The 15985-nt window shown below is 45.4% G+C and carries 16 protein-coding genes; 3 read left to right on the forward strand and 13 right to left on the reverse strand.

The features are described from left to right. Positions 1 to 4: 4 nt before the first annotated feature. From MHI38_RS05875 to MHI38_RS05885, 3 genes are all read right to left on the reverse strand, one after another. Positions 5 to 1078, reverse strand: a complete 1074-nt coding sequence (locus tag MHI38_RS05875) for a M24 family metallopeptidase (RefSeq protein WP_154888433.1) — start codon at positions 1076 to 1078, stop codon at positions 5 to 7. A gap of 39 nt (positions 1079 to 1117) precedes the next feature. Continuing rightward, positions 1118 to 1561 carry a type II 3-dehydroquinate dehydratase gene (gene aroQ, locus MHI38_RS05880; RefSeq protein WP_090922544.1) on the reverse strand — a complete coding sequence of 148 codons (444 nt, stop codon included), beginning with the start codon at positions 1559 to 1561 and terminating at the stop codon, positions 1118 to 1120. Positions 1562 to 1638: 77 nt separating this feature from the next. Then, the gene (locus MHI38_RS05885; RefSeq protein ID WP_154888684.1) at positions 1639 to 2250 is read right to left on the reverse strand and encodes a YqhR family membrane protein; all 612 of its coding nucleotides are present in this window, start codon (positions 2248 to 2250) and stop codon (positions 1639 to 1641) included. A gap of 215 nt (positions 2251 to 2465) precedes the next feature. Between MHI38_RS05885 and MHI38_RS05890 the strand changes: the two genes are divergently transcribed. Then, entirely contained in the window at positions 2466 to 3458 is a 993-nt protein-coding gene (locus tag MHI38_RS05890; protein ID WP_090922548.1) for a DUF1385 domain-containing protein, read from the forward strand. Between the two features lie 5 nt (positions 3459 to 3463). Beyond that, positions 3464 to 3802 (forward strand): hypothetical protein, encoded by a 339-nt coding sequence (locus MHI38_RS05895; RefSeq protein ID WP_154888428.1) that lies wholly within the window; start codon positions 3464 to 3466, stop codon positions 3800 to 3802. Positions 3803 to 3898: 96 nt separating this feature from the next. Here the strand turns inward: MHI38_RS05895 and MHI38_RS05900 are convergent, their stop codons facing one another. The 3 genes from MHI38_RS05900 to mntR form a co-directional block, all read right to left on the reverse strand. Further along, positions 3899 to 4900, reverse strand: a complete 1002-nt coding sequence (locus tag MHI38_RS05900; RefSeq protein ID WP_154888682.1) for a patatin-like phospholipase family protein — start codon at positions 4898 to 4900, stop codon at positions 3899 to 3901. Positions 4901 to 5030: 130 nt separating this feature from the next. Beyond that, positions 5031 to 6632: a family 10 glycosylhydrolase gene (locus tag MHI38_RS05905; protein ID WP_154888426.1), complete on the reverse strand. Its 1602-nt coding sequence runs from the start codon at positions 6630 to 6632 to the stop codon at positions 5031 to 5033. 186 nt (positions 6633 to 6818) lie between these two features. After that, a complete protein-coding gene (mntR, locus tag MHI38_RS05910; RefSeq protein WP_090922556.1) occupies positions 6819 to 7247 on the reverse strand; it encodes a transcriptional regulator MntR in 429 nt (142 codons plus the stop codon). Between the two features lie 186 nt (positions 7248 to 7433). Between mntR and splB the strand changes: the two genes are divergently transcribed. Next, positions 7434 to 8504, forward strand: a complete 1071-nt coding sequence (gene splB / locus MHI38_RS05915) for a spore photoproduct lyase (protein WP_154888424.1) — start codon at positions 7434 to 7436, stop codon at positions 8502 to 8504. 107 nt (positions 8505 to 8611) lie between these two features. Here the strand turns inward: splB and MHI38_RS05920 are convergent, their stop codons facing one another. From MHI38_RS05920 to MHI38_RS05950, 7 genes are all read right to left on the reverse strand, one after another. Next, on the reverse strand, positions 8612 to 9331 hold the full coding sequence (locus MHI38_RS05920; RefSeq protein ID WP_090922559.1) for a cytochrome c biogenesis CcdA family protein: 720 nt from the start codon (positions 9329 to 9331) through the stop codon (positions 8612 to 8614). 76 nt (positions 9332 to 9407) lie between these two features. Beyond that, a complete protein-coding gene (locus MHI38_RS05925; protein ID WP_090922562.1) occupies positions 9408 to 10211 on the reverse strand; it encodes a metal ABC transporter permease in 804 nt (267 codons plus the stop codon). Positions 10212 to 10259: 48 nt separating this feature from the next. Beyond that, the gene (locus MHI38_RS05930; RefSeq protein ID WP_090922564.1) at positions 10260 to 11018 is read right to left on the reverse strand and encodes a metal ABC transporter ATP-binding protein; all 759 of its coding nucleotides are present in this window, start codon (positions 11016 to 11018) and stop codon (positions 10260 to 10262) included. Between the two features lie 111 nt (positions 11019 to 11129). Further along, entirely contained in the window at positions 11130 to 12122 is a 993-nt protein-coding gene (locus tag MHI38_RS05935) for a metal ABC transporter solute-binding protein, Zn/Mn family (RefSeq protein WP_341181905.1), read from the reverse strand. 332 nt (positions 12123 to 12454) lie between these two features. Next, positions 12455 to 14524 (reverse strand): methionine--tRNA ligase, encoded by a 2070-nt coding sequence (metG, locus tag MHI38_RS05940; protein WP_090922717.1) that lies wholly within the window; start codon positions 14522 to 14524, stop codon positions 12455 to 12457. Between the two features lie 457 nt (positions 14525 to 14981). Continuing rightward, positions 14982 to 15236 carry a membrane protein insertion efficiency factor YidD gene (gene yidD / locus MHI38_RS05945; protein WP_341181033.1) on the reverse strand — a complete coding sequence of 85 codons (255 nt, stop codon included), beginning with the start codon at positions 15234 to 15236 and terminating at the stop codon, positions 14982 to 14984. A gap of 2 nt (positions 15237 to 15238) precedes the next feature. Then, positions 15239 to 15709, reverse strand: a complete 471-nt coding sequence (locus tag MHI38_RS05950; protein WP_341181034.1) for a Fur family transcriptional regulator — start codon at positions 15707 to 15709, stop codon at positions 15239 to 15241. Positions 15710 to 15985 lie beyond the last annotated feature (276 nt).

Genomic DNA, 15985 nt, shown 5'->3' on the forward strand with positions numbered 1-15985 from the left:
TATGTTAGCCAATAACGGTGAACTTTTTGTCCGATTTCGTAAGAATATGAATACCTGACTCGGTAATCACAACGTCATCCTCAATTCGTACGCCGCCAAGTCCATCAATATAAATTCCCGGCTCAACTGTAACCACCATTCCCGGTTTCAACACATCATCGCTAAGCTTGGACAGACGCGGAGCTTCATGAACCTCCATACCCAGACCATGGCCCGTGCTGTGTCCAAACTGTTCTCCATATCCATAGCCTGCAATGATATCCCGAGCAAGTGCATCCGCTTCCCGTCCGGTCATACCTGGTTTCAGGTTCTCCAGCGTATGTAATTGTGCTTCCAGTACGATGTCGTAAATCTTGCGCAGTTCACTTACAGGATTACCTGTTGCAATCGTACGTGTCAGATCTGAACAGTATCCGTCCAGCAACGCACCAAAGTCAAACGTAATCAGTTCGTCCTGTCCAATTACTTTGCTACTTGCAACACCGTGAGGCATAGCAGAACGTTCGCCTGAAGCGACAATGGTGTCAAAGGAGGAGCTGGTCGCCCCATGCTTACGCATGAAGAACTCCATTTCAAGATCCACTTCACGTTCAGTCATACCCGGTTTCGCAAATTGCAAAACGTGGCTGAATGTGGCATCTGCCAAATCTGCAGCACGCTGCATCACTGCAATTTCGTCAGCATCCTTGAACATCCGAAGCTGCTCAACAATGCCGGATACTGCTGTAAGTTTAACCGATTGCAACGATTCCGCATAAGAAGCGTGCGTACCAAATGTAACCGAATCCTGTTCGAAGCCAACTTCGTTGATGTTCGCTGCAACCAGCAAATCACGTACAGAATCCATCGGTTTTACACCGTGCTCCACCACGTTGAAGCCTTGCGCTTGCGTGGATGCCTGTGCCATATAACGGAAATCAGTAAGCAAATAAGCTTCCTGTTCAGTAATAAGCACATATCCTGCCGAACCCGTAAATCCCGTCATATAACGGCGGTTAATCGGATTCGTAATCAGCATTGCTTTGAGTTCACGCTCGGCCATGGCCTCACGTAACTTGTGTACTCGTTTGTTTTCCATCGGTAACCCTTCTTTCTCTCACATTCCCGGGTTCCCGGCTCAGGTTTGTTTGTCCAGATGACGCACGAGAGCCAGCAATCCCAGTTCATAGCTTACTTCGCCAAATCCGGCAATCTGCCCGATCGTTTCTGCTGCTAGCACTGAATGATGTCTGAACGCTTCGCGTGCATGAATGTTGGATAGATGAACCTCCACGGTAGGAACTTTCACGGCATTGATTGCATCCCGTATCGCATAACTGTAATGAGTAAAAGCCCCGGCATTCAGCATGATCCCGTCTGCCTCACCCATTGCGGCATGAATGCGGTCAATAATGTCTCCTTCATGGTTGGATTGATAAAAAGCGATGGAGACGCCCAATTCTTCAGCCTGTCTGCGAATTTTGTCTTCAATATCCTTCAGACTAAGCGTTCCATAGATACCTGGTTCACGAACACCAAGCATGTTCAGGTTCGGGCCATTGATCACAATAATTCGTTTCATCGCTGCTCCACCCTCTCTGCAAATAACCATCTGCTATTTTAACACAGCCGTTACCGGATTGAGAAGCTTTTTTGCGTCTAGGCTCCTGCGTGCTCTGGCTCCCGTTTCCTTTCGTCGGTGTACTCCATCGCTACGGTGTAACCTATGAACAGCCCCCAAAGAAGGAAGAAACAAATTTCCGTGAAAATCGAATCCCATGTCAATTGATTTAACGGTTTCATCATTCCGAGTTTAGGCCCAAGCAGGATAAAGAGGATCACCCACCAGACGATCCCATACACCATACCGGGAAACGGCCCTTTTAATTTGCGGATGGTAAAGGTATATAACAGTGACGCAAAGATGGAAAACACGATAAAACACAACCAACCTGTCAAGTGACCTGCCGGCGTATAAATATATTTATGCTTGAAAAAAGGCTCCGCCAGAAAACCCACGGGTACAACGGTAAAATGCAGAAAATGAAATAGCCAGTGGATTCCTCCCCAGATTAGCCCGGCAAAGAACCCCAGTTCCAGCGCAAAGGAAAACGGATTTGTGAAATAGTGCGCATCTCCCTGCCTTGGCACGGAGCGCCTTTTCGTCACGTTTTCGTCACGTTCTCGCGGTCGTTGCCGATTTGTGCGCTGATCCGTTTTACCTTCGTGATTATGATTCGTTAATACGTCCTCATGAGTATGATCTGTCATCATAAAACGTCCCCTTCTTCGCAAGATGATCTCGCAGGCGTGCTAGATATTTTCTCACAGTTCTAGGGCGTAGTATGTTCAAAACAGGACAATCTTAACAGCAGCACTTGCCTTTTCTCTCGTAAACTAGAAATTGCTCTCAAAATTCGATACAATAAGGATATTAAACTGCCTTTGATTGTAAAGGCTTAGAACAGAATAGGAAGGTGAATAATTTGCCTCAACAATCCAAGCCTGTCAGCTACGGGGGGCAAGCTGTCATCGAGGGCGTAATGTTTGGCGGTAAACACGTCAATGTTACGGCCGTTCGTAGAAAAGACGGCGAAATTACGTATCTGGAAGTTCCCAAGCAAGACAAGACCTGGGTCATGAAATTGCGGCGGATTCCTTTATTACGCGGAATTGTCAGCATTATAGATTCAAGTGTCAAAGGTAGCAAACATCTTAATTACTCTGCTGACGCTTATGCTGATGATGAGCTAGAACCTGAAGAAAAAGCCAAACAACAAGAGAAACAAGGAACTGGCTGGAGCCTTAGCATGATAATCGGTGTGACTGCGGTAGCCATACTTTCCTTCCTTTTCGGCAAAATTGTACTGACGCTGCTTCCTGTCGTGATCGAGGACTTCTTATTTAAAAATGTATTCGACAATCAATTTCTGCATAATGTATTGGAAGGTGTCATCAAACTGATCCTGTTACTCGCTTATCTGTGGCTAATCTCACAGACACCAATGATTAAACGCCTGTTTCAATACCACGGGGCAGAGCACAAAGTCATAAGCGCATACGAAGCTGGCGAAGAACTTACACCGGAAAATGTTCAGAAGTACAGCAGGCTACATTACCGCTGTGGTAGTAGCTTTATCATGTTGACTGTCATCATCGGTATTTTCTTATACTCCGTATTCACATACGATAATTTATGGGAACGGATGGGACAGCGTTTGCTCTTGTTGCCAGTCGTACTAGGTATTTCGTTCGAGCTACTCAAGATTACGAATTCGCTTCGTGATATTCCTGTGTTACGTTATCTGGGATACCCTGGCCTGTGGTTGCAATTGCTTACGACCAAAGAACCTACGAACGCTCAAGTGGAAGTATCCATTGCGTCTTTCAATCGCATGCTTGAACTGGACGCCAAACTTGCCAACGTTTCGACCGCAACGGAAGTTCCTGTAGCAACACTTGATCCTGTGAAAGGGTGAATGAAATGAATAAGCAGGCTATTGTATTTTGGGCATTCATTGTACTGGCTGCTCTTGGGGTTATCAGTTTTATGACTAGAGCTTCGTTGTCCAGTATTCTCATCCCTCTGATCGTGTTCGGAGTTGTGTTCCTGCTGTACAAATTCCCGCCTGCCCGTTGGTCACGAAAAGCCAAAACACCAAAGATCAAACCTTCGGCAAAAACGATGGCTAAAGTGAACGCACAAAATAATGTCAATGCAAGAAAGAGCAGTTCGTCCAAGAAACGCAAGGACTATCCTTTTCAGGTCATTCAGGGCCAGAAAGGCAAAAGCAACGAAGAGGACGTTCCCAAATATCACTGATTTGTCAATCTTGTGATGTCTCTGTTTTCTTCTCACAGTAAAATAAAACCCAAAAAGCAATTCTCCATCATCCGGAGAATTGCTTTTTTCACGTTTCTATATGGGAACCAGCGGTGGCGAACCCGCCTGTTTCTTCCGCATTTCTTTTCGCTGCTTTTCCAATTGCTCGTTGTACATCTTCGTATTCCATGTGGTGAAAAACTCCAGACCAGAGGCCACACCTGAACGATATAAGTTCGTACTGTCTTGAACGGAGAGATTAAATTGTGTCGGTTTAATACCAAGTGTAGGAATTTTGACCGTACGGAATCGGTTAATCTGCTCAATGTAACGCTCATCGTGAGCTGTTAACATGGTCTCGACAAGCGCTTGCAACATGGTCAAAGGCCCTTTAATTCGTGCAGGTTCTACTTCTGTCTTACCTACCATTTTAAAACCGACTACTGGAATGATCTCTCCCCCTGATTCAGAGCGTTCTCCATCGAACAACCACAGTGGGAAGTTACTCAGTAGCCCTCCGTCCACGACATACACAAACTGATCTTGGAAAGGTAGCCCCTTGGACATCATCGGTGATTTCCGAATAATGACAGGATCGAAAAAATACGGAATGCTACAACTCATACGTACAGCTTTAGCAACCTCAAGCTTCGAAGGTTCAATCCCAAAGCGCCGAATATCGTCGGGCAAGACGAGAATGTTTCCGTTAGAAATATCCGATGCGGTAATGAGCAACTTTCCAGGTGGCAAATCAGCGAAGGTTCGGATTCCTTTTTGCGCCAGCATTTTGCGTATCCATGACTCCAGTGCTTCACCTGAATATAAACCTTTTTTCAAAAACAACCTTGTTGCTGGACCAATCCAGCGTGTATTAAATATAGGCGACCGTTGCAGAAGCGAAGCAAACGGCGTACTCTCAATGATTTCTTTCATCTCCTCGGCCCGGTAACCCGCAGCCAGTAGGGCAGCAACAATCGAACCGGATGACGTGCCAGCAACTCGGTTGAATTGCACTCCGCAGTCCTGTGCTCCCTGTACAGCTCCTGCAAGGGAAGCTCCTTTTACGCCTCCACCTTCAAAAACGCCATTAATTAACACAACAAAAAACCCCCGTTCTCCAGGCAGCCATACTTCTACTGCCACTGTATGAGAACAGGGGTTGGTCATATAACTATGAGTTGAAGAATCCGTGATCATTAACAAAGAAAAATTAACGTTAGACTAGACCCTACAATCCATAGTAAGCTTTCAGTCGTTCAATCAAACCGAGCGGGTTTTTCGTAAGATATTGGGAACTGAAATAAATGTCTCCGCCAATAGATGGATACTTCTGATTATATGTCAATTGATCAATGATTTCTTGTGATGTCTGCCACCCAATCTCTGGCGTTCCAAGTTTATAAGGAGAATGGCCAATGTACAATTTTACATTGGTATTGGCTACCTCATTAACCCACCAATCTACGACCTTATCGTATCTTGCTGCACTTAGCGTCAAGCTCCAGTATACCTGTGGTGCAACGTAGTCGATCCACCCTTGTTTGATCCATGTCCGAACATCTGCATTCATGCTGTCATAAGCAGTTACGCCTGCTTTGGTATCTGAGCCAGTCAGATCATTTACTTTGTTACGCCATACACCAAATGGACTGATCCCATACTCTACATTAGCTTTTGCTTGATGAATACGTTGTCCAAGTTGCTGTACAAACTGATTAATGTTGTCACGGCGCCATGCTGCACGGTCTGTTGAACCTGACGTGTTATACATTTTGTAAGCAACATCATCATTAAAGGTCACATTGGAAGGATAGAAGTAATCGTCCAGATGCACTCCATCCACGTTATAGTTATTCACCACTTCCATAATGGTATCCATAATATGCTGCCGTGCTTCTGGAACACCTGGGTTAATATATAGTTTACCCGATGCATTTACAATCCAGTCCGGATGTAGCTTGGATACATGGTTAGTCGCCAGATTGGCTGTTGTTGCTGAGTTCGTTGCCCGAAACGGATTGAACCAGGCATGAAATTCAAGCCCGCGTTTGTGCGCTTCCTCAATCATAAAAGCCAGTGGGTCATAACCTGGATCTTTCCCCTGGGTTCCTGTCAGAACACTATTCCAAGGCACCAGACTGGATGGATAAATGGCGTCTGCATTTGCTCTAACTTGTACAAATACAGCATTGATCCCCATGTCTTTTAACTGATCCAGTTGACTTGTGTACTCCTGCTTCTGTTTATCTACATTGCCTTTCGCGCCAGAAGATGGCCAGTCCCCATTAACTGTAGATATCCAGGCTCCGCGCATCTCATTCGTTGCTGGTGGGGTTACACTTCCTCCCGGTTCTGCAGGAGTTGGTTCCGGTGTTGGCGTTGGTTCTGCCCCGGTGTACAGATCAATGGTTTGAGCCGCCTGATTCCAGTTCACTTGAATCCCCAAATTTTCACTTACAAAACGAATTGGAACCATCACGCGACCTTGTTTGAGTTGCACGGAAGCATCCAGATCAACCACGGCATTGTCCACTGTCGCTTGCTGACGTCCACTCGTCATCGTAATCGTTGAATCCGATTTCTGAATCGTCACCGTCCGGGTTGCCTGGGACCATAACACAGAAGCCCCCAGTCCTTCACTGATGACCCGTAACGGCACCATCGTTACGTTCACCTTGGGCATGATATAGGGTGACACATCTGATTCCAGACGCTGACCATCCAGAAAAATAGTAATCTGTTTTGAACTTGCTGCCTGAGCGGTCATACCGACTGACTGTAATCCAAGAACAAAAATGAGCAGTAGCAACAATCCTTTACGCAATTTCATCAATACAATCCTCCAACATCATTAAATTTGCGGTAAATTCTACTAGTTTAATAGACGCTTGGCAGACGGGTTTAGTTGCGCAATTGACCAAATGTTGGTTGGAATTAAAATATTGAAATTAAAAATGCTCCTCGCCATTCCATTGGCAAGAAGCATCCTTTATTTATCAACTTATGAATTCAAGGCTCAAGAGTCCGTGTTACTCATGATTTCCTGAATGTTTTTTAGGTCTTGCAGACGGCTCTCATCCTGACGGAAATATTCCACGAGAGACTCAATACATGTAATGGAGTCCCAGCTTAAGTGATGTTCAATACCTTCTACGTCGTTATATATGTTCTCTTCCTGAACACCGATCGTCGTTAGAAACTGCTCAAGCAGATGATGGCGCTCCATCAACCGTTTGCCCATTTTTTTCCCTTTTGGCGTTAGTACCAGCCCGCGGTACTTCTCATAGATCAGGTACTCGTCTTTGTCTAGCTTTTGGATCATCTTCGTCACGGATGAAGGATGTACTTCTAGTCCTTCAGCTATATCAGACACACGAGCATAGCCCTTTTCATCAATCAATTTGTATATACGCTCCAAATAATCTTCCATACTGGGCGTTGGCATCTGCTTCCCTCTCTTCTCTCTGACCGGTTCTACGTACCTGGTCCCTATCTTCTAATGATACATGTTATCAATGCGCATTGGCAAGTCCTACCCGATTCCGATCCGCCTTACACAAGGATTGGCAGGCGTGACTTCTCTTCATTTGAGGCAAACTAAGTCCAGTTTCGTATTGAAAGGAGTGATTCTGTGAGCACAAGCGTGGCCCAGCCCCCTGTTAGAAAAGTAAAGGGTACTAAACCCTTTATTCCCGATTTGGTGTATTTTGAACCAGGTGCGCTTGAATATGAAAAAGGAAAACGGATTATGGAATGGGTAACCTCCCAAAAAATTCCTTATCAGATGACCACTTCACACAATCGAATCACCAACCTCCCCGGTGAGACAGAGCAAGAAAAATACCGGATGGCCAAGCGAACTCTGGTTGTAGGGGTACGTAAAACCTTGAAATTTGACCAGTCCAAACCATCAGCAGAGTATGCGATCCCTATCTCGACAGGTTGTATGGGGCATTGCCATTATTGTTATCTTCAAACCACATTAGGTGCAAAACCATACGTTCGCGTGTACGTAAACACGGAAGAAATCATTGAAGCTGCCAAAGGTTACATCGAGGAACGCAAACCCGAAATTACCCGTTTCGAAGCAGCCTGTACCTCCGACCCCGTCGGTCTGGAACATATCACGGAAAACCTGAGCGACCTTATTCGTTTTATGGCTGATGAAGAATACGGGCGTTTACGCTTTGTGACCAAATATCATCACGTCGATCCGCTACTTAACATCAAGCATAATGGCCATACGCGTATCCGGTTCAGCGTGAACTCGGATTATGTTATCAAAAACTTTGAACCCGCAACTTCCCGCTTTGAAGAGCGAATTGAAGCTGCAGGCAAAATAGCCCATGCCGGATATCCACTCGGTTTCATTATTGCTCCGATTATTTGGTACGATGGCTGGCAAGAAGGTTATGCTGAGCTACTGCAAAAGCTGGCAGATACCTTGCCTGAAGAGGCTACCAAAGAACTGACATTTGAAATGATTCAGCACCGTTTCACCAAAACGGCTAAAGCAACCATTGAGAAAAGATATCCAAAAACCAAGCTGGAGATGGATATTGAGAAACGGAAAATGAAATGGGGTCGCTGGGGTCAGTACAAATATGTGTATAAAGATGACCAGCAAGATGCCCTGCGCGAATTCATTACAGAACGCATTTTCGAACACTTTCCTTTAGCCAACATTGACTATTTTACCTAATTCAACTCGTATATCATCAGATCAAAAAGCAGGTTGCATGTTCCAGAGAAGTTCTGGTTCCTGCAGCCTGCTTTCAATTATTTATTCTGCTGAAGAAGAAAAATGCTTCATGTTAAGTTGATCATCCAATCGGGTGTAATTTGCTGCAGCCAGATTGTTATTTGGGTCATCTGATCCGTGAATAGCAAAATACCCATTAAGAGCATTAAAGCTCCGCCAATCTTCATCATGAGGTTTGAATAACGCAAAATCCAGCGTGTCGAACCTATAAAGAACGCTAGAACAAAAAAGGGTAAAGCAAAGCCTACCGTATAACCTGTAATCAGTGTCAGCCAAGTTGAAGGTTCGCTCGCTGCCATGGCGATAATCGCCGTCAGAATCGGTCCGATGCAAGGCGACCAGCCTGCCGAAAAACCAATCCCAAAAACAAAGGAACCTAAATACCCCGCCGGCTTCCATTTCATATCCAGTTTTCGTTCCTTCATTAAAAATTGCGGCTTGAAGATACCTAACAAAAACAGTCCCATCAACATAATTAAAATCGCGGACAATTGACGAATCAAATCCCGGTTATCATTAAAAAATTGTCCAAATAATCCAGCACCCAGACCCAGCGAATAAAATACTGCAGAGAATCCGAGAATAAACGCCAGTGTATGCGTTAACGTCTTCAAGCGCACCTCTCGCTGATTCCGATCCTCTTTTAACTGTTGTACAGTCATTCCCGTGATGTATGAGAGATACGAAGGATATAGCGGAAGACAACACGGTGATATAAAAGAAGCGAGGCCAGCAACAAAAGCCAGCCATACATTAACATCAGGCATGAAGCAATGTCTCCCTTCCTGGGGCTCACTTGCTCTTAAGTACTTGTTTTCAAACGATAAGTGTAGTAGTCAGAGATCAGGCTCGGAACCCTTTTTTAGCAATCATCGTTAGGATCAGCATACCAATGAGCAGCAGTACAATCGTTGCTCCAGGTGCCAGGTTCCAGATCCCCGCTGTAACTAGTCCAATCACAACCGCAATCTCTCCGATGACCACCGACAGAATAATGGCTGATTTGAAGCTTCGAGCCATGAGCAGGCTGACGGCGACAGGAATGGTCAACAAGGCGGATACAAGCAGAGCACCCACGATCTTGATCGCCGTACTGATTACCAATGCTGTCATCACTGTAATTAACATATTCAGCATTTTGACTGGCAATCCGGTCACTGCAGCTGCGTCCTCCTCAAAGCTGAGCAGGAAAAACTCTTTATGTAGGAAGCCCACTACAATAACAACGATTAGCGTCACGATACCCACCAGCTTCAGATCCGCCACGTCCAATGTGTAGATGCTACCAAACAAATAGCTCATCACATCCGCATTGTACCCTTTTCCCAGTGTAAAAAACAGCGAAGCCAGCGCTACGCCTCCAGACATAATGATCGCAATGGACAACTCAGCATAGCTTTTGTAAGCTTTACGCAACTTTTCAATAGCAAACGATGCGAGTACCGCAAAAATCAGACCAACGCCGATCGGGTATACCTCGATCAGAAAACCAAGCGCCACACCTGCGATCGTTACGTGTGACAAGGTGTCTCCGATCATCGAAAGTCTGCGCAGTACAAGAAAAAGTCCAATCAGCGGAGCAGTGATACCGATAAGCAAACCACCTGCAAGTGCACGCTGAAAAAAATCACTCCATAATATTTCCAAAACTAACACGACTCCTTCGGCCTATCATCTAATGGCCCACATACATAGCTAGCGTACCTGCGCGGTAGTATGCTGCAGGTTGGTTTCTGCACAATCCTCGATCTCATGCGAATGACGCACATGGAAATGAATCTTGCCATTCGTGAGCGCCGCTTCCGCGCCAAGATAACTCTCCATGCGATCCATATCATGTGACACCATGAGAAACGTCATCCGATGATGTTCATGCATATGGGTAATCAGTTCAAAAAAACTGGCTTGTGACTCTGCATCAATCCCCACGGTAGGTTCATCGAGAATCAATAGATCCGGGTGATTAATTAACGCACGGGCCAAAAAAACACGTTGCTGCTGACCGCCGGACAGTTGTCCAATACGTTTGTTTGCAATATCCTCGATTCGCATAACCTTCATTGCATCGATGCATTGTTGCTGACCTTGACGAGAGATGCGGCGGAACATGTTTTTGTTATTATACAGCCCGGACATGACGACCTCACGAACGGTAGCCGGGAATAACGGATTAAATGCATTTTTTTGTGGCACGTACCCGATCCGGTTCCAATCCTTGAATTTACGAATCGACTCTCCAAACAACTTGATATCCCCCTGCGCAGGAGGAAGTAGTCCTACCAGCATACGAAGCAACGTTGTTTTCCCTGCTCCGTTTGAACCGATAATACCTACAAAGTCCCGTTGTTGAACCATAAAATTGAGATCTTGAATCACGCGCTGATCCCCGTAGGAAAAAGACAAATTCTCGATCTGGATAATCGGATCATGACATAATGGCATGATTTGCTGCATGGCAAAGCCGCCCTTCATAATAAATAAAAATACGTAAATATCGTGCTTAACATTCCAAAAGTCTTCGCCGATGGAACAGCAAAGACTTCTGGATGTTTACCTTCATTCTTCTTATTTTAATGCGATCAGCAGATTTTGCAAATTTTTCTCCATCAAGGTGAAATAATCATCTTTGTTCTTCACCTGTTCCTGCGTCAGACCCTCAACCGGGTTCAACACCATCGTTTCTACCCCTGCTTCGCTGGCAAGTGTTTTGGCTAATTTGTCGGATACAAGCTCTTCAAAGAAAATGTACTTGATACCTTCATCTTTAACCAGTTTAGCCAGTTTTACAATATCCTGTCCAGTTGGTTCTGCATCCGGGGACAGTCCCATGATGGCATGTTGCTTCAAACCATAATCACGTGCAAGATAACCGAACGCTTGGTGTGACACTACAATTTCCTTCTTTGCTACGGATGCTAATTCATTCGTGAAACGCTGATCCAGTGCTTCAAGTTTGGTATGAAGCTCCTTATAACGTTGCTCGTAACCAGCTTTGTGTGTAGGATCAACTTCTACTAAACTGTTCTTGATATTTTCCGCCATGATCATTGCGGATTTGGGGCTAACCCATGTATGAGGATCGATATGATGGTCGGCTACTTGTTCCTCATTGCCAGTCTCGTCTGCATGGTCATCAGCATGTTCATCCTCATGCTCTTCACCATGTCCGTGACCATCGTCTCCTTCTGCTGTTAACAACTTGACACCTTCGCTGACAGCCACGGATTTCACTTTTGTATCACTGTTCAGTGATTTCAAAAAGTTCGGCACCCATCCTTCCAGACCCGCACCATTGTATAAGAAAAGCTGTGCCTTGGACGTATTCACAATATCCTGGCTCTTCGGTGTCCAATCGTGCGGCTCTACTCCCGTAGGCAGCAAGTTAATAACATTGGCATCCTCTCCGCCAATCGCTGCAGTAAACGCATATACCGGGTAAAATGTGGTCACCACATTAACTTTGCCTTCAACAATTTTGGCTGTATTCTCGTTGTTTTGCCCACATGCAGACAATACAAGCAAACTAAGTATGAGCAGACCACTCCAAAGTAGCTTCATTATACTCCGTTTGCCAAGTTTGCTAGATCGATCTAATCGTGCCTGTCTCTTCTTTTGAATAAATGTCATATATAATTCACTCCGCATCACTTAATCGTAAATATTACTGAAAGAATTATAGGTAACCTGCTCCTAATTGTCAAGGCTCATGTCCTATTCATTCTTTCCCGAAGTACGGAGTTCATAACAATATATGCTTGTTCTTCAGTTATCAGCTCTTTTTTCAGCATAAAAAAGCGGTCCGAATCACTTCGGACCACCCTTGGTTCAAACTTGTGACAATCTCTGTACGATTGAACACCCTAGTTACTTGTCTTATACTTAAAAACTTTTTATTTCACTTGCGCGCCATTTGGCATACTGTCCGGTACGGTTGCCAGGGTCAGCTGATCCCCATGAGAAGCTGCCAGGATCATGCCTTGGGACAGCTCTCCACGCAGTTTTACTGGTTTGAGGTTGGTCACACAGATGACTTTACGTCCAACCATCTCTTCTGGCGAATAAAACTTTGCGATACCAGATACAACCTGACGTTGCTCATAACCAAGATCCAGTTGCAGCTTAAGCAATTTATCTGCCTTTTTAACAGGCTCACAAGCGATGACTTGTGCCACACGTAGCTCAACTTTGGCAAAATCATCAATGCCGATCTCTTCCTTGCCTTCAGGTGCTGTTACCGGTTCTGCTGAAGCTGGAGTAGCGGCTCCTGCTTCTGCCTGGCTTGCATCGGACTGTGCTGCTTTTTGTCCACCTGTCATCGCTTCAGAGATATAAGCAATTTCCTGTTCCGCATCCAAACGCGGGAAGATCGGCTCGCCTTTGTGCAATGCGTTACCAGCAGGCACGATGCCCCATTGTTTCGCTGAATCCCAAGCTGTCAGTTCACCTTCTTGGATGCCCAGTTGTTCCCATATTTTGCGCGGCGCACGAGTCAGGAACGGCTGTAGAAGAATGGAGGCAATACGCAAGCTTTCAATCAGATGGGACATTACGGATGCCAGCTCATCCCGTTTTGCTTCATCACGAGCAAGAGCCCATGGTTGTGTTTCGTCGATATATTTGTTACTACGGCTAACAAATTGACTGATCGCTGTAAGCGCCACAGAAAACTGCAAATTTTCCATCGCTTGCTCTACTTTTTCCACCGTTGCATGTCCTGCTTCTTCCAGCGAAGCATCAAATTCCGTTACATTGGAAGCAAACGTAGGAGCTTTGCCTTCAAAGTATTTGTCGACCATCGCTACGGTACGGTTCAGCAGGTTGCCCAGATCGTTCGCCAGATCGGAGTTTACACGCTCTACGAAGCTTTCCGGTGTAAATGTACCATCGGAACCAAACGGTACTTCACGCAGCAAATAGTAACGAAGCGAATCCAGGCCGTAACGATCAATCAGGGTTACCGGGTCCACTACGTTTCCTTTGGATTTGGACATTTTGCCATCTTTCATCAACAGCCAGCCATGTGCAAATACCTTTTTCGGTAATGGCAGATCCAGCGCCATGAGCATAATTGGCCAATAAATTGTATGGAAACGAACAATTTCTTTACCCACCAGATGAACATCCGCTGGCCAGAACTTGTCGTACAATGAAGCATCCGAAGAGCCGTAGCCCAGTGCTGTAATGTAGTTGGACAACGCGTCAATCCATACGTAAACGACGTGTTTCGGATCGCCTTTAACTTTGACACCCCACTCAAATGTGGTACGGGATACCGCCAAATCCTCAAGACCCGGCTTGATAAAGTTGTTGATCATCTCGTTTTTGCGGGATTCCGGTTGGATAAAACCAGGATTCTCTTCGTAATATTTCAACAAACGATCTGCATATTTACTCATACGGAAGAAGTAAGATTCTTCTTTGACGAGTTCAACCGGGTGTCCGCTATCCGGACTTTTAGCCGAGATAATCTCGCCTTTCTCATTTTTTTCAACATCCACCAGCTGTGTTTCAGTGTAATAAGTTTCATCCGGGATGCTGTACCAGCCTTCGTACTCACCCTTGTAGATATCGCCTTGCTTGAGCAAACGATCAAAGATATCTTGTACGACGGTTTTGTGACGCTCCTCGGTTGTGCGAATGAAGTCATCATTGGAGATGTCCAGCTTGTTCCACAGTTCCTTGATGCCTACGACAATCTCATCGATAAAAGCCTGTGGAGACAATCCTTTCTCCTGAGCCTTGCGCTCAATCTTCTGGCCATGTTCATCGGTACCTGTCAGATAACGCACCTCGTATCCACGCAAGCGTTTGTAACGAGACATTGCATCACCTGCTACCGTTGTGTACGCATGCCCAATATGTAGCTTGTCGCTTGGATAATAAATCGGCGTTGTTAAATAAAATGTTTTTTGATCCGTCATGAATGACTTCTCCTCCTTCAATTGTTCTAACGAATACATACCAATCGCTCGAATGGAACCATCTTCCTGATCCGAAAATGAACACAAAAAAACTCCCGCCCTGTATGGGACGAGAGTATCTCTCACGTGTTACCACCCAATTTCCCCGCATTTTTCGCAAAACGCAGGCTCTTCCGGTCCTTCGACCGCCCATTAACGCTGGATCACGCCTCAGGCTTACGACAATAGCGACAAGTCGCTGATTGCACGCTCGAAAGAGGTTCCTCCGGGACCATCTTCCATCCTCCTCCCAGACCGGTTCTCAGCTTCTCCGGCTCTCTGCACTGGGGGTGTGTCTGTACTTATCCCTTCACTGGAAAATCATATACAAAAAATATACTGAAATGCTGACCTTGTTGTCAAGTATACCGCCGAATAGAGCCAAGTTTCTGTGCTTCAGCTATCTGCTTTTATATCACTTTGATCAGCAAAAATGAAAATCTGGCTCTTCTGCACGTTACGGTTCGGATATCACTACATTTTTCTCCACCTTAGGCGGAACCAAATCTACACCGCCCGGATGAAACGGATGACATTTGGCAATCCGTTTCGCCGCTAGAAGGGAACCTTTGAGTGCACCATGCATTTCAATTGCTTCCATCGCATACGCCGAACACGTCGGATAAAATCGGCAGGTCGGCGGTTTTAATGGAGAGATATAATTGCGGTATACCCGGATGGGAGCTTGCACGATTCTACGCGAAAGTTTCATCTTCAATTCTTCCCGTGGCTGTGTGCATGCTGATGTGTAGATGACTTCTTCGCTGGAGCATGTTCAGCACAATCTTTGCAGTATCCAAACACTTCAAACTTGTGATCCACCACCTGAAATTGCTCGGGAGCATCGGCAAGTTGCATCGGACAAAAAACGATCGGGTAGGTCTTCTGACACTTCAGGCAGATCATATGATGATGATGGTGGCCTTCGCTGCAACTCGCTCTGAATTTCACGCCATCTTCAAAGACAACTTGCTCCAGCACACCCAGTTCCTGCATTACACGCAAGTTTCGGTACACCGTGTCAAAGCTTAATCCGCTGTAAGTCTTACCCATATATTCGTAGACGTCCTTGGGTGTAAGATACCCCGGAGACTCGGCAAATAACCGTGCTAGTGTTTTGCGCTGATCAGTTATACGAAGTCCCTGTGAGGACATAGTTGATATAATCTCTTCCGTCGACAGCATGATTTACAGCACCTCCTGTCATACAAACCTTTTGCATTTTCATCATGCGACAAAATCTTTTGGCAAAAACCGTTGCTTCTGCTCTTTTTGTATACCTCTAATAATGCATGAAATGAAGAACAGAGTCAACGGAACCCTACACGCAAGTATAGGCGTTTTGCTTAAACTAAAAACTTAAACTAAAGACAAAGGACCCCATAAGTATGGAGTCCTTCGGTTGACGGTTCAGAATATAGGTCATACAGGTGACTTTTGGGGTGAACGGGTATATAAAAT

This window comes from Paenibacillus sp. FSL K6-1558 (assembly GCF_038002565.1).
Lineage (GTDB): Bacteria > Bacillota > Bacilli > Paenibacillales > Paenibacillaceae > Paenibacillus > Paenibacillus polysaccharolyticus.